A 16,244-nucleotide genomic window follows, 5' to 3' on the forward strand; every position below is an offset into this window, starting at 1 on the left:
CTTCAACGTTGCGAAAGTGGCTTTCGCAACCCGTCGGCGGCAGGTGACCCAGCTTCGACCGAGACGAAAGGGCCCTTCACCGCGTCGCATGCGGTGAAGGGCCCTTTCAGCTCAAGTCAGGCAGTGCCTACAGCTTGTAGAGGCGCTTCCAGTTGTCCCGCGAGGTCAGCTCGGGCATGGCGCGCTTGTACTGCTCCTGCACCGCCGCACCTTCCTTGCGAAGCCGCTGGATCACCTTCGCGCCCCGGCGCGCCAGGTCGAACATCTTCGCGCGGTCGTACGAGCGGACCCGCACGCCTTCCTGCGAAGCGTCGGTGACGACGGCGGTGTCGAAGGTCGCGACGTGCCACCAGTGGGCCTCGTCGATCGGGATCGCGCCGAGCGAGTGACGGCTGCGGCCGAGCACCCGGTCGAGGATCCGCTTGATCAGTACCAGGCGCTGCATGCTGGGCCGCGGCGCGCTGTTGATGATGCCGATGTCGTTCGACGCGATACCCGGGACGTCGGTGGCCTTGTGCCGTTTGGTCTCGGGGTACTCGTCGCGGATCCGGCGGATCTCCTTCATCGCGGCGACGCCGCCGTCACGCAGGACCTCCGGCCCCTCGAGGAAGTCCTCGACGGCCTTGATCAGCGTGGCGGACAGGCCGTACTGCATGCCGAGCAGGTACCGGACCAGCTGCGCGAGGAGCACGCGCGAGAGCAGGTTCAGGTTGAACGGCGAGTGCAGCGCGGCGGTGATGATCGAGTTCCGCAGGTTGAAGTAGCGGTGCCACTCGTCCCAGTCCTTCCAGTGGAAGTCGGCGTGCCAGACGCCGGCGCCCGGAAGGGTGACGGTGGGGAAGCCGTGCGCGCGGGCGCGGTAGCTGTACTCCGCGTCGTCCCACTGGAAGAAGAACGGCAGCGGGTAGCCCGTGGCCTTGACGACCTCGTACGGGATCAGGCACGACCACCAGCCGTTGTACCCGGCGTCGAGGCGGCGTTCCTGGCGGTTCGGCTTGAGGGTCTCCTCGTCGACGCCGAGCAGGTCGGCGGTCGAGAGCGAGTGCTGCACCGGCTGGCCGGGCTCCAGCGTGTTCAGCCGGGCGTATTCGGCGCCGACGTGCAGCTGGTTCGGGTGCAGCAGGTTCAGCATCTGCCCGCCGACGATGATCGGGTTGACCGTGCGGTTCGAGAACGCGGTCATCCGGATCACCAGATCCGGCTCCAGCAGCACGTCGTCGTCCATGAACAGGACGTTCGCGTGCTCGGTCTCGGTGTGCCCGGCGACCTCGTAGAGGCCGCGGGTGAAGCCGCCGGCGCCGCCGAGGTTCGGCTGCTTGATGTAGTGCAGCTTGTCGCCGAGGTCCTTCGCGACCTGATCGAAGCCGTCACGCGACTCGACGAGGTCGGTGCCCTGGTCGGCGACGTAGATCGCGTCGAGCGTCTCCAGGGAGGAGACGTCGGCGGCGAGCGCCTTCAGGTTCGACAGGCAGTCGTCGGCGCGGTTCATCGTGCAGATGGTCACCGCGGTCGGGCGGATCTTCTCCGGCGCTTCGACCGTCCAGCGGACCTTCTCGACACGCAGCGACTGGCCGCCCTCGGTCTCGATGTCCAGCCAGAGCGCGCCGCCGTCGTAGAACTTGTCGAGCTTCGCGGTGAGCATCACCTTCTGCTGCTTCGCGCCCGTGACGATCTCGGCGGCGACCACGCGGGCGTCGCCCTCGATGTCGGAGGCGCCGACGGACAGCTGGCCGTCACCGGTGACGACGGCCTCGACCTGGACCTCGGTCACGTCGGTCCAGCGCTGCCAGTAGCTCGCGGGGAAGCGGCCGAAGTAGGTGTTGCCGGACACCTTCGACGCCGGCTCGATGGAGATGCCCCCGCGCTCGCGCACGGCGGTACCCCATTCGAGTTCGGCGTAGAGGTCTTTGCTGACGATGGGGGCCGGGCCGGCATAGAGCCCGCGCTGCGCGGTGAGACGGCCCTGCGGGGTGCGTTCCGCGAAGCGGGTGTCGTCGACAGTGCTCACCATGGCGCTCGGGGCCTCTCCGGTGACGGCGGCTTTACCGGGCATGAATCCTCAGTTCTCCTCTTTGCTGGTGGCGATGGCGCGGGGCTCACGGAAGACGACCCACTTGAGCATGACGAAATTGATCATGGTCGCGGTTGCCTGCGAAACGACCCAACCGAAGGTGGCCTTCCAGGCCGACTCGGGCAGGACGTGCAGCATCGTGCGGTTGACGCCGACGGCGACGAGGAACGTCACGGCGTACAGGAGTACGAAGCTACCGATCTGACGCGCGCCCTCCTGGCGTCCACCGGCGAAGGTGAACTTGCGGTTCAGGAAGAAGGCGGTCGTGGTGCCCACGATGAAGCTGAGCGCGCGGGCGATGTCCACCCACGGCGTCGCGTCCATTCCGAGGGCGCGAAGCCCCTGGTAGACACCGAAATCGACCAGGGCGCAGAAGCCGCCGATGAGGCCGAAGCGGATGAGCTGCCCGAGCAGCCCAGGAGAGGACGGCGCTGCTGCCGTCACGCCGGCTTTCGGGTCGGTCGCCACCACTGCTCTACCTCATAAACTGCTGGGGCTGATGCGCAAAGTGTAGAAGCGAGCACTTCAGGGTCACGTTCCGGGCATTGTTCGGCGTGGTTACCCTGGTCGGCGTGACCCAAGCACCCAAGACACAGCGGCAGTCGCTCATGGGCTGGGCGAGGACGTCGCCGAGTATCGCGGACGTCCTGAGCACCCCCGATGTGGAAGCCATCGCCCGTGCGGTGACGCGGGCCGGGGAACGCGGGGTCATCGCGCGCGGTCTCGGCCGGTCCTACGGCGACCCGGCGCAGAACGCGGGCGGCCTGGTCGTCGACATGACCGCGCTGGACCGCATCCACTCGATCGACCCGGATTCCGGCATCGTCGACCTCGACGCGGGCGTCAGCCTCGACAAGCTGATGCGCGAGGGCCTGCCGTACGGCCTGTGGGTGCCGGTGCTGCCGGGGACGCGCCAGGTCACCATCGGCGGCGCGATCGCCAACGACATCCACGGCAAGAACCACCACTCGGCGGGCAGCTTCGGCAACCACGTGGTGTCGATGGACCTGATCACCGCCGACGGGCAGGTGCGCACGCTCACGCCGGACGGCCCCGACGCGGAGCTGTTCTGGGCGACCGTGGCCGGGATCGGCCTGACGGGCATCATCGTCCGCGCCAAGATCCGGATGACGAAGACCGAGACGGCCTACTTCAAGGCCGACATCCAGCGCACGGCGAACCTCGACGAGACCCTGGCGCTGGTCACCGACGGCTCCGAGGCCAACTACACGTACTCGTCCGGCTGGTTCGACTCGATCTCCAGGGGCGCGAAGCTCGGCCGCGCCGCCTTCCAGCGCGGCTCGCTCGCCAAGCTGGACGAACTGCCGCCCAAGCTGCGGGCCGACCCGCTCAAGTTCAACCCTGGCACGCTGGCCACCCTGCCGGACGTGTTCCCGAACGGGCTGGCGAACAAGCTGTCCTTCTCCGCGATCGGCGAGCTGTACTACCGCAAGACCGCGAAGAACGCGCGCGACCAGATCCAGAGCCTGACCGCCTTCTATCACCCGCTCGACCTCTTCGGCGAGTGGAACCGCGCGTACGGCTCCAAGGGTTTCCTGCAGTACCAGTTCAGCACGCCGCTGAACGCGCACGAGCCGCTGCGCCGGATCATCCAGAAGGTCGCGGACTCCGGGCACGTGTCGTTCCTCAACGTGTTCAAGCAGATGGGCGAGGGCAACGCGGCGCCGCTGTCGTTCCCGCACCCCGGCTGGATGGTCTGCCTCGACTTCCCGATCAAGGACGGGCTGAGCCGGTTCTGCCAAGAGCTCGACGAGGACGTGCTCGCGATCGGCGGCCGTCTGTACACGGCGAAGGACTCGCGCACCTCCGCGGAGAACTTCGCGAAGATGTACCCGCGGCTCGAAGAGTGGCGCAAGGTCCGCGCTTCCGTTGACCCCGAAGGCGTTTTCGCCTCTGACATGTCCCGAAGGTTGGAACTGTGATCGACGCTGTGGGCAACCCCCAGTCCCTGCTGCTGCTCGGCGGCACCTCCGACATCGCGCTCGCGATCGCGGAGAAGTACCTGGCCGAGAAGCCGCTTCGGGTCGTGCTGGCCGGACGCCGGTCGCCGCGGCTCGACGCGGCAGCGCAGCGCCTGAAGGACAAGGGCGCCGAGGTGTCCACTGTGGACTTCGACGCGAAGGACATGGAGTCGCACCCCGCCGTGCTGGACAAGGCGTTCGAGGGTGGCGACATCGACGTCACCGTCGTGGCGTTCGGCCTGCTCGGCGACCAGGAAGAGCTGTGGCAGGACCACGCGAAGGCCGTCGAGGCGGCCACCGTGAACTACACGGCCGCGGTGTCCGTCGGTGTCGCGCTGGCGGACAAGCTCAAGAAGCAGGGCCACGGCAAGGTCATCGCGTTGTCGTCGGTCGCCGGTGAGCGGGTCCGCCGGTCGAACTTCGTCTACGGCTCCACGAAGGCCGGGTTCGACGGCTTCTACCTGGGCCTCGGTGAGGCCCTGGCCGAGTTCGGCGTGCAGATCACCGTCGTCCGCCCCGGGCATGTGAAGACCAAGATGACCGAGGGTCTCAAGGACGCCCCGCTGGCGCAGACCGCCGAGCAGGTCGCCGAGATCGCCGTCGGCGCCTCGCGCGCGGGCAAGGAACTGGTGTGGGCGCCCGCGCCGTTCCGCCTGGTCATGTCGGCCCTGCGGCACGTGCCGCGGCCGATCTTCCGCAAACTGCCGATCTAGGGAACGGACGCGTTACTCCATTCGTCTCACCCGGGCACGGACTCCCTCCGTCCCCGGGTTGAGAGGAATCGATGGCTGACCAGGAAGCCAGGCTCGACGCGGCCATCCGGTCGTTCCAGGAGCAGGCCGCCAAAGCCGCGGAACTGAAGGACAAGATCGCCGGGCTGCGCGGATCCGCGCGCAACGCCGACGGCTCGGTGACGGTGACCGTCGCTCCGTCCGGCGCCCTGCTGGGACTCCAGTTGTCCCCGAAGGCGATGAACCGCACGCATACCGCGCTGCAGCAGGAGATCCTCGCCGCGGTCAGAGAAGCGACCCAGCAGGCGGCGGCCGCGATGCAGCAGACCGTCCAGCCGATCCTCGGCGACCGCGCGGACCAGTTCAAAGAGGCGTTCAACGCCCACGTCGAACCGCTCGGGCCGAGCGCTCCCCCGCCCGCGGAATCCCTCGCAGGACCCGCTCTCCAGCAGCCCGTCCGCACGTCTCGTCCGACGCGCCCCGCTCCCGCCGACGATGACGACTTCGGCGGCCCGATCCTGCGGAGGGACTCGTTTTGACCGGCTTCGGCGTACAGACGGAAGCGCTCACCGCGCACGCGACGGGGTCCAAAGAGGCCTCGGGGAACTTCGGCAGCCTCGCGAGCCTGCTGGAGCAGGCCAGGGTCTCGGACGACTGCTTCGGTCCACTCGGCGAACTGATGGCCTTCAAGTACTTCGAGGGGCTGCAGGAGTGCCAGGACCTCGCCGAGCAGGCGAAGTCCTTCATGGACCAGATCGCCGACAAGACCACCACGGCGGCGAAGACCTACCTCGACCACAACCAGGGCACCGCCGAGGTCATCACCGGCCTCGGTGCCGGTCTGGACGACGGCGGCAGCGGCCCCGGCAGCCTGAGCGACCTCAACAGCGCCGGCGACTCCGGCCGCAAGGGGTTCTGGGAGCAGAACGGCGGCTACGGCAGCTCGTGGATCAGCACGTCCTCGGAGGTCGCCAGGGCGAGCAGCCCGCCGGACGTCGCGATCGCGGCGGTGCACGCGCGGATGGAACAGCTCCAGCTCGTGACCAGTCCCGGGCAGTCCTTTGTGGACAACGGGCTGGGTTTCCTGATCGGGATCGTGATCAGCCCGCTGGTCGAGCTGGTGCTGGAGCCCGCGATCGGTGACCCCGAGCAGATGCGCAGCACCGCCAAGGGCTGGGAGCAGACGGCGAAGTGGCTCGACGGCGTCGCCGAACACGAGCAGAAGCGCGCCGAAGGCACCACGGAAGCTTGGAAAGGCCAGGCCGGCGACGCGTTCCGCGGCCAGATGACCGAGTTCTCGGGCGGCGCCAAGGCGTTCGCGAACGACGTCCGCGGGCTGCAGCAGATCCTGGAGATCGCGGCCGACCTGTTCGACGCCTTCGTCGAGATCGTCATCGACATCATCCAGGAATTGGTGATGGGCCTGATCATCGAGTGGCTGGCCGCGCTGGCCGCCTCGTGGATCACGGCGGGCGCCTCGGTCGGCGCGGCGGGCGCGGCCACGGCCGGGCAGGTCGCGGTGACCGGCGGACGGCTCGGGATGAAGGTCAAGCAGTTGCTCGGCAAGCTCAAGCCGTTGATCGACAAGCTCGAAGACATCCTGAAGGCGCTCCGCAACGGGCCGCTGAAGAAGGTCGTCGAGCGCACCGAAGGGCTGCGCGACGGCAACTGGGTGCAGAAGCGGATCGCCGACCAGATCGACAAGAACCCCCTCGCCAAGATCGTCACGAAGGCCAATCCCACGACCGGCGCGTCCAAGACGGCCAACAGGTTCGCCGACCGGTACGGCGTCGGCGGCGAGGGCTCGGACGCGCTCACCACGAACCTCACCGAGGCCGGGCTGCGGGCGATGGGCATGAGCGGCACGACCAGCGTCGGCAAGGCCGCCTTCCGCGGCAGTGCCGGTAATCTGGCCGAACTGGGCGTCGAGCAGGGCGTCAAGGCGGGCTACCACGAGTCGCAGGACTCGTCGTCCGAGGCAGAGCGCCGCGCGGCGACCGACAGAGGGTTCACGATCGAAGAATGAATCTCGGCTACCCGCTCGGGGCGGCGTCGCAGGCCCTGCCTTCGCTGCACCCGGGCGAACGGTTGCTGTGGGCCGCGTACGGCCGGACGGTGAACTACGACGTGCGCGGCCTCGACCCGTGGGGGGTGCCGAAGAAGAGCGTGCTGGGCAAGATCGGCTCGGGCGCGGCGAACTTCGCGGGCGACGTGGTCGGCGCGGCGCTGGGCGGGGGTGACGACGGCGGCAAGTCGAATCCGCCGTCGCCACAGGTCGTCGTGCTCGGCGAACAAGGCGGGCTCGCGCACGCGGCGGTGCGGGAGCTGCCCACCAGCGGCTCGCTTTCGCGGCTTTGGGCGCTGACCAGCGCGCGGCTGCTGGTGCTGGAGAAGTTCGTCGCTCCGGAAAAGCCCTCGAAGAAGTCGTTCGTGTCGAAGGCGATCGGGTTCGGCAAGGACATCGCCGCGATCATGACCACCAAGACCTACGGCGAGAACGCCGAGGGCGTCCCGATCGCGCGGCACGAGATGGTGCCGTGCGCGGAGATCCCGCGCGAGGCGATCGCCGGTTTCGCGGTCGCCGAGCACGGCAAGAAGCGGCGCCCGTGTCTTCGGGCGTCCTTTGTGGACGGATCGGGGATGGATTTCCTGTTCGACTGCGACGATCCGCGTCAGTTTACCTGGCTCCACTCGGTGACGGTGAGCTGATGGAGAACACACTTCCGATGGCGAAGTCCGTTGACGAGGTCGTCGAACGGGAACTGCACCAGTTCTGGCTCGCGCCCGGCGAGCGCCTGATCATCGGCTGCCCGCCCGCGCACGGATACGTCGGGCTGGTGCTCGACGGGAAGCTCACACGGCCGTATGCGCCGTCGCGGGAAACCCCTGCGGTGACGGGGAAACCGCGGTGGCCACTGCCCGCCTCCGACGTGCTCGAAGGCGACTGGACCGACGACCCGACGATCGCTTACTGGGCCGTCGCGCGGACCACGGACCAGGTCGCCGCACGGCTCGCGGACCACCTCGCGGGCGGCAAGGGCGAGGCGCGGCTGACGCTGTCCGACCGGCGGCTGGCCGTCGTGTACCCGGCGCGGATGCTGGAGGGCGAGGATCCCGCCCAGCCGTTCCGGACGTTCGAGGAGATGCCGTCGGGAGTGGTGCGTTCGGTGTCCGCGCTCTATCTGGGGCGGAGTTTCCCGCCGCGGCCGGTACTTCAGTTCGTCTTCGCCGACGGGTCCACGGTCTGCCAGCGCGACATGCTGGCCGTCACGAAGGCCGACCGCGCCCACTCACGGCGCTGACCGCTGCATTTCGTCCTCTGAATGCGGAGGTCAGCGCGCCGGGAGGAGGTACAGGCTTTGCGTGCCCATCCAGGGCGAGCTGATCGTCCAGGTCGCCAGCGCGTTCGGCGGCGGCGCCTTCCGGGTGGTGGCCAGCACGAGATCCGGGGTCGCGGGCGGGACGCTGTGGTCGAAGAACCGGAAGTTCGCCTCCAGCAGGGCCTTGCCGAGATCGCTGCTGCGGTTCTTCGTCTCGACGATCGCCGGGTCGACGGAGCCGCGGTCGGAGAACTGGTCGACGATGTCGCAATCGCAGGAGTACGCGAGCGCGCCGACCTCGCCCGCGCTCTCCACCTTGCGTCCCTTGGTCAGTTCGCCCAGTTGCGCGCCGATCGCGCGGTACTCGTCGGACGCGGCGTGGTTGCTGGTGATGGGCGCGAACCGGCGCGGCAGTTCGGGGGCCGCGTAGGCGACGGCGCTCACGAGGAGGAACGCACCCGCGAGGATCCCCGCGCCGAGCCGGGCCCGGCCGGGCACCGCGCAGGCCCCGGCGGCGAGGAAGACCGTCGCGCCGATGATGCTGGGCGCGTAATACCAGTGGTAGGGCGGGACGTTCAGCCAGCAATAGGCCAGATAGTGCGCCGCACCGGCGATGGCGAGCGTGGCGAACGGCAGCAGCCGCTTCGCCCGCTCCGAACCGCGCCGGAAGTGGAATGTCCACAGTAGACCGGCGAGGGCGCCGATCACGAGCGGCAGGAAGGAAAGCGCCGCCGCCAGCGGGAAGTTGCGCAGGTACAGCAGCGGGCCGTTGGTGAAACTGAACGGCCCCCACGAGCGCTGCATGATCTTGATGACCAGCGTGTCCGGCACCGCCGAACCCAGCACCAGCCAGCTGAACAGGAACCACGGCAGCATCACCGCGAGCGCGGCGAACGTCATCCGCCAGATACCCACCCAGAATTCGCGGCGCCCGAGGAACAGGACGAACGCGATCAGCAGCAGATCGATCCGGATCAGCGCGATCAGGCCGATCACCGCGCCGGCCGCCGCGGGACGGCGTTCGTGCAGGAACACCATCGACCAGACGACGGCGGTCGCGCCGAGGGCGACTTCGAGCCCGACCGAAGACAGCAGCAGCGGATTCACCAGCAGCATGCCCAGCGCCAGCGGGGCGAACCAGCCGGGGAGCCCGGTCGCCGCGCCGACGCGGCGCAGGCCGAGGACGAGCGCCACCTGGCTTGCGACGAAGACGATGCCCGCGGCGAAGACGGCGTCCCGCACGATGAAGGTGACGAGCGCCAGCACGAGGACGTTCAGCGGCGACGTCGCGGTGTTGGCGGTGCCTTCTTCGATCAGGCCCCAGTGTCCGTGGAAGGCGAGGTTCTTCGCGTACGAGAGCGTGATGTACGTGTCGTCGATCAAATGCCCGCTGACCAGCACGAACACCAGGGCCGAAGCGACCGCCGCCCCGGCCGGGAGCACCCAGGGGCGGGTAAGGACGGCGGCTCCCGGCAGCGCACCGGGAGCCTGGGGCAGATCGGCGGAGGCGCTTCGCATCACGGACACCGTACACGGCGGCGTGATGATTCCGTTATCTACCCGCCGTGGGACTCGTCACGCCAGCCGCGATCGCCGTGGCCGTCACGGAAGTCCCGGTGCATGCCCGGACCGCCCGGACCACGGTGTTCGCGGGAGATACCGGGCCGCCGGTCACCGTCGCGGGAGGCAAGGCCGACGGCGGTACCGATGATCCCGCCGCCGAGGAGGAAGCCGAGGGCGCCGACCGCGACCAGCTGCGTCGCACGGTGCCCGGCGAACCGGCGGAATCCGCTCTTCTTCGGCGGGACCTGCTGCACCGGCGAGGGCGCGGCGGCCTGCTCCGGGGCCTGGGCGGGCTTCTCGACCGTCTTGTCCTCGTCTTCGGACGGCCGCTGCTGGTCGCTCATCTTTCGCTCCTCAAGGTGATGGGGGCGGGCTGTGTGCCCGCCCCCATCACCGAGGATGCGTGCGCATCCTGTGGATGCGCTGTGTCCGAGCTGTCGATCAGAGATAGAACGACAGGAACAGCGTGACGACCCAGCTCGCGCCGAGCACCTGGAGCACGCGGTCCTTGAGCGCGATCTCCTCCGGCTCGCCCGCGTTGCCGCCGTCGACGTCGACGGCGTACCGCAGGACGGCCACCACGAACGGGACCATCGAGACGACCGCCCAGACCGAGTCGTGCTCGACCTGGCGGATCTCGAACGCCCACAGGCAGTACGACATGATCAGGATCGCCGCGGACGTCGCCCAGACGAACCGCAGGTAGCTCGCCGAGTACTTCTTCAGCGAAGACCGGATCTTCGCCCCCGTGCGCTCGAAGAGCATGATCTCGGCGTAGCGCTTGCCCGCCACCATGAACAGCGAGCCGAACGCCGTGACCAGCAGGAACCACTGCGAAAGCGCGATCCCCGCGGCGACACCACCGGCGATCGACCGCATCAGGAAGCCCGAGCCGACGATGGCCAGATCGACCACCGGCTGGTGCTTGAGCCCGAAGCAGTAGCCGAGCTGGACGGCCTCGTAGACCGCCAGCACGACCGCGAGCTGCCAGCTGGCGAGGAACGAGATGCCGAGGCCCGCCGCGAAGAACACGGCCGCCGCGACGAACGCCACCGGTACCGGCACGATCCCGGCCGCGATGGGCCGGTTCCGCTTGGTCGGATGCGCCCGGTCGGCCTCGACGTCGATCGCGTCGTTGATGAGGTAGACCGAGGAGGCCACCAGCGAGAACGCCGCGAAGGCGATCAGCGCGGCGATCAGCAGGCCGGTCCGGTCCGTCGACTTCGAAAAGGCGAAGAACGGTGCGGCGAACACCAGCACGTTCTTCACCCACTGGCGCGGGCGTGCCGTCTTGATGATGCCGCCGACGAGACCGCCGGCGACCTTCTTCGGTTCGGCGGCCTCGGCCACGGGCTCTACGTCGTCAGGCTTGGAATCGGCCTTCTCGGTCGTTTCACTCATCGTCGCTTCAGCTTCCTACGTATCAGGCCGCCGACTACGCCCCCTAGGGCCGCTCCGGCCAGAACGTCGGTCGGGTAGTGGACGCCGAGCACGAGCCGGGAGGCCAGCATCGGCGGTACCAGGGCCGGGACCAGGTTACGCCCGGTCAATCCGGAGTAGAGCACCGCCGCCGCCGTAGTCGAGGTCGCGTGCGAGGACGGGAAGCTCAGCTTGCTCGGCGTGGAGACCAGGACCTCCACGCTCGGGTGGTCCGGGCGGGGCCGCCTGACCACGCGTTTCACCGCGATGGAGGCGGCGTGCGCGCCGACGACTCCCGCCGCCGCGACCAGCCAGTCCTTGCGGCGCTTCTTGTCGACCGCCGCTCCGACGAGCCCCAGCGCGAACCATCCCGCGCTGTGCTCGCCGAAGTGCGAAAGACCGCGAGCCGCCTTCACCGTGACGTCGCTCTTCAGGACGCCCTGAGCCTTGGCCAGGACGGCGACTTCACCCGTGGGGGTGCCCTTCTCAAGCATCGAGGGACCCGTCCAGAGGCGCGCCATCGGTCAGGTGCGGCGCGATCTTGTTGTCGAACGCGGTCAGCGCGGAGCCGATCGCCATGTGCATGTCGAGGTACTTGTAGGTACCGAGACGGCCGCCGAACAGCACGTTCTTGTTCTTGGCCTCGGCCTTCGCCAGCTCGCGGTAGGCCTCGAGCTTCTCGCGGTTCTCCGGGGTGTTGATCGGGTAGTACGGCTCGTCGGCCTCGCCGGCGAACCGGGAGTACTCGCGGAACACGACCGTCTTGTCGTTCGGGTAGTGCTTGCGCTCCGGGTGGAAGTGCCGGAACTCGATGATCCGGGTGTAGGGCACTTCTTCGTCGTTGTAGTTGACGACCGAGGCGCCTTGGAAGTCACCGGTCTCGACGACCTCGGATTCGAAGTCCACCGTGCGCCAGGTGAACCGGCCCGCGGAGTAGTCGAAGTAGCGGTCCAGCGGCCCGGTGTAGACCGTCGGGGTGCCGGCGGGGATGTGCTCGCGGACGTCGAAGTAGTCGACGTTCAGCCGGACCTCGATGTTCTCGTGCTCGGCCATCTTCTCGAGCCACGCGGTGTAGCCGTCGACCGGCAGACCCTCGTAGGTGTCGTTGAAGTACCGGTTGTCGAACGTGTAGCGGACCGGGAGCCGGGTGATGATGTCGGCGCCGAGGTTCTTGGGGTCGTTCTCCCACTGCTTGGCCGTGTAGCCGCGGATGAACGCCTCGTAGAGCGGGCGGCCGATCAGCGAGATCGCCTTCTCTTCGAGGTTCTGCGCGTTCGCGGTCTCGAACTCCGACGCCTGCTTGGCGATCAGCTCGCGGGCCTCGTCCGGCGTGTGCGACTTGCCGAAGAACTGGTTGATCAGCGCCAGGTTCATCGGCAGCGGGTACACCTGCCCCTGGTACTTGCCGAACACGCGGTGCTGGTAGTTCGTGAACTCGGTGAAGCGGTTGACGTACTCCCACACACGCTTGTTGGAGGTGTGGAACAGGTGCGCACCGTAACGGTGCACCTCGATCCCGGTCTCCGGCTCGGCCTCGGAGTAGGCGTTGCCACCGATGTGGTGCCGCCGTTCCAGCACGAGGACCTTCTTACCGAGCTCGGCCGCGGCCCGTTCGGCGACGGTCAGCCCGAAGAATCCGGAGCCGACCACGATGAGGTCGTAGCCGGTGTAATCGGCTTCAGTAATCTTGTCGGGGTTCGTGTGCGCGCTCACGGGCGTCGAGGGTACGCACGTCGACTCCGAGCCCTGCAGCGAGCATCGGTTTTCACCTTCGACAGACACATTTAGGAAGCAGTGCCTACTCCGGACACCTTCTGGTCGTACTTCGGTGCGACCCTCACCTATCTGGCCGTCCTGGCGGTCCCCGGCGGCCTCGTCGGCCGGGCCGCGGGCCTGCGCGGCTGGGCCCTGGCGGGCCTGGCCCCACTGCTGTCCTACACGGTAACCGGACTGGCCGGTCCGTGGCTGGCACTCGCGGGTGTGTCGTACAACCCGCTGACCGTGGCGGCCGTCACCCTCGTGCTCGCCGGGATCGGCTTCGGCCTGCGGAAGCTCGGCCAGAACCGAGGCTGGATCAAGCCGGGCGCCGAGGAGCCGCCGACGAAGTGGCATCCGCGCGCGCACTACGCCGTCGCCGCCTGCGTCGCGCTGGCCGTGGGGATCTCGATCCTCGTGGTGCTCTCGGCCCGCGGCGGGACGACGGCGGTGTTCCAGCGCTGGGACACCGTCTTCCACGCGAACGGCATCCGCTACATCGCCGAGACCGGCGACGGCTCGCTGACCGGCATGGGCACCATCAACTGGTACCCGGACGGCTCGTTCTACCCGAACGCGTATCACCTGGTCGGCTCGCTCGTCTACTCGATCTCGGGCACGACGATCCCGGTCACGCTGAACGCCATCACGATGCCGGTGGCCGGCGTCTTCGCGCTGTCGATGGTCGCGCTGATCCGCCAGCTCGGCGGGCGGGCGGTGTTCGCGGGCTGCACGGCCCTGGTGGCCGCGGCGGCCACCACCGGCGCGTACGAGTCGGTGTCCAGCGGGCTGCTGCCGTTCGCGCTGGGGATCGTGTTGACGCCGCTGGCCGTGGTCGCGCTGGCCCGGTTCCTCGCGCGGCCCGGCCTCGACACCGGTTACGTGCTCGCGCTGACCGCGGTCGGACTGCTGGCCGCGCACTCGTCGGCGCTGTTCGGCGCGCTGCTGTTCGCCTTCCCGCTGGTGGTGCAGCGCTGGTACCGCGCGCTGCGGCACAAACCGCTCGACGGGGTGCCGGAAGGCCGTGGCGGCTGGCGGGTGATCGGCGGCGACGTCGTCAAGATGGTGCCGGTGATGGTGGGCAGCGGGCTGCTCGCGGCGCCGCACATTCTCGGCGCCCTGAAGTTCACTTCGGGTTCATACCCTTATTACGCGTGGGGATCCGACCTGCCGGTCGTGAAGTCGCTGGGCCTGCTGGTGACGTTCCGCCAGGTGCTGAGCGCCCCGCAGGTGTGGCTGACGGTGCTGCTGGTGATCGGCGTGCTGAGCCTGTTCCGGCTCGGCCGGATGCGCTGGGTGGGGCTCTCGGCGATCGGCTTCTCGGCGCTGTTCGTGCTGGTCGCGTCGTTCGGCGCCGAGCCGTGGGTGATCTCGCTGTCGCGGCCATGGTGGAACGACCGGTACCGCCTGATGGCGCTCGCCGCGATCCCGCTGTGCCTGCTGGCCGGGCACGGGATGGCGGAGCTGCAGCGCTGGTTCGCGAAGTGGGCGAGCGGGCGCTCCTGGGTGAAGAGCCGCCCCGCGCTGCCCGCCCGGCTGGGCCTGGCGACCGCCGTGTTCGTCGTGGCCGCGTCGGCCGTGCTGACCAAGGGCTTCTACACCGAGTCGAACGCGCACGCGGTGTCGTTCCTGTACTACAACGGGCCCGAGGGCGAGGTCACGCCGCCGGTCAGCGCCGACGAGCTCGCCGCGATGAACGAGCTGACCAAGATGAACATCGGACCCGACGAGAAGGTGCTCAACGAGCGCTTCGACGGGACGGCCTGGCTGTACGCGATCACCGGTATCCACCCGGTCGCCGGGCACTACGACCCGGGCGTGCCGCCGCCGGACGCGAAGTACCTGGCGCTGCACTTCCGGGAGTACGACACCGATCCCGAGGTGCGGGCCGCGGTGCGGCGGCTGAACATCAAGCACGTGCTGATCGGGAGCACGCCGATCAAGATCGGCGAGCCGCCCGCGCCGGGGCTGCGGGATCTGGATGGGCTGGGGTTCCTGCGGAAGGACTTCGGCAACGCCGGCGCGTCGATCTACACCCTGACCCGCTGAGGCCTCCCTGCCGGTGCCATGAACGGTCCTTTCCTTGCAAAATTTGCGAGGAAAGGACCGTTCCTTGCGTTCGAAGTGGGTTACGCCTCGTCGTGCGCGCGCGACGATCACGCGTGCGCAGGGACGTAAGACGCGTGATTGAAGGCGTAACTCGCGTGTCTCCCGCCGGAACACGTGAGTTACGCCTTCAATCACGCGAGTTACGCGCCCAAGCACGTGTGTTCCGGGTATGGACACGCGAATCGCGGCCAAAGACAAGGCTCGCGTGGTCGCGGACTGCCCCTGCCGCGACCACGCGAGCCTCAGTCCCCCATTCACCCCCGGGGTGACCCATGAGGGCCAGCCGTCGTCGGCCGCGCCCACTCGCAGTACTTGTCTGTCAGACGACCACTGGGCGGAAGCGGTTTACCCGGCCCGCCAACGTCACCCGATCGGCCTAAGAAGTTCTTCCCTGGAGTACCGGGAGTACGTCGCTCGCGACCTCTTCGAGAGTCGACTCACGGCCGACGTAGTAGTCCCCGGACCGCGGCCAGTGGGTGACGATGTCGGTGAAGCCGAGCTCTCCGGCCCGCCCGGCGGCGTCGGTGAACGCGCCCACGCTGGCGAGCGAGAAGACCGGCGCAGAGTCGAGGCTCAGGAACCGCTGGACGCTCGCCTTGTCCCTGCCCACGACGTCGAGCCGCTCGTCGAAGGTCTTCACGAGTTCCGCGACGCCCTTCCACCACTCGTCCTGGGTATCCGCCTTGACGCCGGTGGTGGCCCAGCCCGCGCCGAACCGCGCGGCGAGCGTCATCGTGCGCGGGCCGTTCGCGGCCACCAGGAACGGCAGCCTCGGCCGCTGCACGCAACCCGGCTGGTTCCGCGCGCCCTTGGCCCGGTAGTACTCGCCTTCGAAGTCGAAACCGTCGGTCATCAGCAGCCCGTCGAGCGCTTCGACGAACTCGGCGAAGCGGTCGGTGCGCTGTTTGACCGACAGCTCGGGGCCGTCGAGAACGGTCGCGTCGTAATTGGTGTTCGGGACGCCGGCCCCCACGCCGAGGATGAAGCGGCCGTCGGAGATGTCGTCGAGGGTGGTCAGCTCGCGGGTGAACGGCACGGGGTGCCGCGCGACCGGTGAGGCGACGAAGGTGCCCAGTCTGATCCGCGACGTCACCATCGCGGCCGCCGTCAACGTCGGCATCGCACTGAACCACGGGCCGTCGACGAGAGTCCGCCAGCCGAGGTGGTCGTACGTCCAAGCGTGGTCGAAGCCGTATTCCTCGGCGGCCCGCCATTTCGGCTCGGCCGCCCACCAACGATCTTCCGGAAGGATCACGATGCCTACGCGCACACCGCGAAAGTAACAGCGGAGCGA

General features: G+C 68.6%; 15 protein-coding genes. 7 read left to right on the forward strand and 8 right to left on the reverse strand.

Annotated features, from left to right (window positions below; all coding sequences use genetic code 11):
- Positions 1–127: 127 nt before the first annotated feature.
- Both ACFVM3_RS01675 and ACFVM3_RS01680 read right to left on the reverse strand, forming a co-directional pair.
- Positions 128–2,053 carry a glycosyltransferase gene (locus ACFVM3_RS01675; RefSeq protein ID WP_378434601.1) on the reverse strand — a complete coding sequence of 642 codons (1,926 nt, stop codon included), beginning with the start codon at positions 2,051–2,053 and terminating at the stop codon, positions 128–130.
- Positions 2,054–2,059: 6 nt separating this feature from the next.
- Positions 2,060–2,542 carry a GtrA family protein gene (locus tag ACFVM3_RS01680; RefSeq protein ID WP_192747497.1) on the reverse strand — a complete coding sequence of 161 codons (483 nt, stop codon included), beginning with the start codon at positions 2,540–2,542 and terminating at the stop codon, positions 2,060–2,062.
- Between the two features lie 101 nt (positions 2,543–2,643).
- Here ACFVM3_RS01680 and ACFVM3_RS01685 point away from each other — a divergent pair, with 101 nt between their 5' ends.
- The 6 genes from ACFVM3_RS01685 to ACFVM3_RS01710 all read left to right on the forward strand — a co-directional run bounded on the left by ACFVM3_RS01685 (position 2,644) and on the right by ACFVM3_RS01710 (position 8,086).
- The gene (locus tag ACFVM3_RS01685; protein ID WP_378434603.1) at positions 2,644–4,014 is read left to right on the forward strand and encodes an FAD-binding protein; all 1,371 of its coding nucleotides are present in this window, start codon (positions 2,644–2,646) and stop codon (positions 4,012–4,014) included.
- Positions 4,011–4,766 (forward strand): decaprenylphospho-beta-D-erythro-pentofuranosid-2-ulose 2-reductase, encoded by a 756-nt coding sequence (locus ACFVM3_RS01690; RefSeq protein ID WP_378434605.1) that lies wholly within the window; start codon positions 4,011–4,013, stop codon positions 4,764–4,766. Before ACFVM3_RS01685 ends, ACFVM3_RS01690 begins: the two co-directional genes overlap by 4 nt.
- Positions 4,767–4,837: 71 nt before the next feature.
- Complete coding sequence (locus tag ACFVM3_RS01695; RefSeq protein ID WP_378434607.1) at positions 4,838–5,323, forward strand: YbaB/EbfC family nucleoid-associated protein; 486 nt, start codon at positions 4,838–4,840, stop codon at positions 5,321–5,323.
- Complete coding sequence (locus ACFVM3_RS01700) at positions 5,320–6,810, forward strand: WXG100 family type VII secretion target (RefSeq protein ID WP_378434609.1); 1,491 nt, start codon at positions 5,320–5,322, stop codon at positions 6,808–6,810. The genes ACFVM3_RS01695 and ACFVM3_RS01700 overlap by 4 nt, the downstream gene beginning before the upstream one ends.
- Positions 6,807–7,493 (forward strand): hypothetical protein, encoded by a 687-nt coding sequence (locus tag ACFVM3_RS01705; protein ID WP_378434611.1) that lies wholly within the window; start codon positions 6,807–6,809, stop codon positions 7,491–7,493. Before ACFVM3_RS01700 ends, ACFVM3_RS01705 begins: the two co-directional genes overlap by 4 nt.
- Complete coding sequence (locus ACFVM3_RS01710; protein WP_378434612.1) at positions 7,493–8,086, forward strand: hypothetical protein; 594 nt, start codon at positions 7,493–7,495, stop codon at positions 8,084–8,086. Before ACFVM3_RS01705 ends, ACFVM3_RS01710 begins: the two co-directional genes overlap by 1 nt.
- Before the next feature lie 30 nt (positions 8,087–8,116).
- On the opposite strand, the gene ACFVM3_RS01715 is transcribed toward ACFVM3_RS01710, so the two are convergent.
- The 5 genes from ACFVM3_RS01715 to glf all read right to left on the reverse strand — a co-directional run bounded on the left by ACFVM3_RS01715 (position 8,117) and on the right by glf (position 12,799).
- Entirely contained in the window at positions 8,117–9,622 is a 1,506-nt protein-coding gene (locus ACFVM3_RS01715) for a hypothetical protein (protein ID WP_378434614.1), read from the reverse strand.
- Between the two features lie 38 nt (positions 9,623–9,660).
- Positions 9,661–10,011 (reverse strand): hypothetical protein, encoded by a 351-nt coding sequence (locus ACFVM3_RS01720; RefSeq protein ID WP_378434616.1) that lies wholly within the window; start codon positions 10,009–10,011, stop codon positions 9,661–9,663.
- Positions 10,012–10,108: 97 nt separating this feature from the next.
- Positions 10,109–11,068: a decaprenyl-phosphate phosphoribosyltransferase gene (locus ACFVM3_RS01725; RefSeq protein WP_125679113.1), complete on the reverse strand. Its 960-nt coding sequence runs from the start codon at positions 11,066–11,068 to the stop codon at positions 10,109–10,111.
- The gene (locus tag ACFVM3_RS01730; RefSeq protein ID WP_043848508.1) at positions 11,065–11,580 is read right to left on the reverse strand and encodes a phosphatase PAP2 family protein; all 516 of its coding nucleotides are present in this window, start codon (positions 11,578–11,580) and stop codon (positions 11,065–11,067) included. The genes ACFVM3_RS01725 and ACFVM3_RS01730 overlap by 4 nt, the downstream gene beginning before the upstream one ends.
- Positions 11,573–12,799 (reverse strand): UDP-galactopyranose mutase, encoded by a 1,227-nt coding sequence (gene glf / locus ACFVM3_RS01735; RefSeq protein ID WP_126732438.1) that lies wholly within the window; start codon positions 12,797–12,799, stop codon positions 11,573–11,575. Before glf ends, ACFVM3_RS01730 begins: the two co-directional genes overlap by 8 nt.
- An 81-nt stretch (positions 12,800–12,880) precedes the next feature.
- Here glf and ACFVM3_RS01740 point away from each other — a divergent pair, with 81 nt between their 5' ends.
- A complete protein-coding gene (locus ACFVM3_RS01740; protein ID WP_378434619.1) occupies positions 12,881–14,890 on the forward strand; it encodes a DUF6541 family protein in 2,010 nt (669 codons plus the stop codon).
- Between the two features lie 436 nt (positions 14,891–15,326).
- Here ACFVM3_RS01740 and ACFVM3_RS01745 read toward each other — a convergent pair whose 3' ends face one another.
- The gene (locus ACFVM3_RS01745) at positions 15,327–16,220 is read right to left on the reverse strand and encodes an LLM class flavin-dependent oxidoreductase (protein WP_378434621.1); all 894 of its coding nucleotides are present in this window, start codon (positions 16,218–16,220) and stop codon (positions 15,327–15,329) included.
- Between the last annotated feature and the right edge of the window lie 24 nt (positions 16,221–16,244).

Source organism: Amycolatopsis sp. NPDC057786 (assembly GCF_042797905.1).
GTDB lineage: Bacteria > Actinomycetota > Actinomycetes > Mycobacteriales > Pseudonocardiaceae > Amycolatopsis.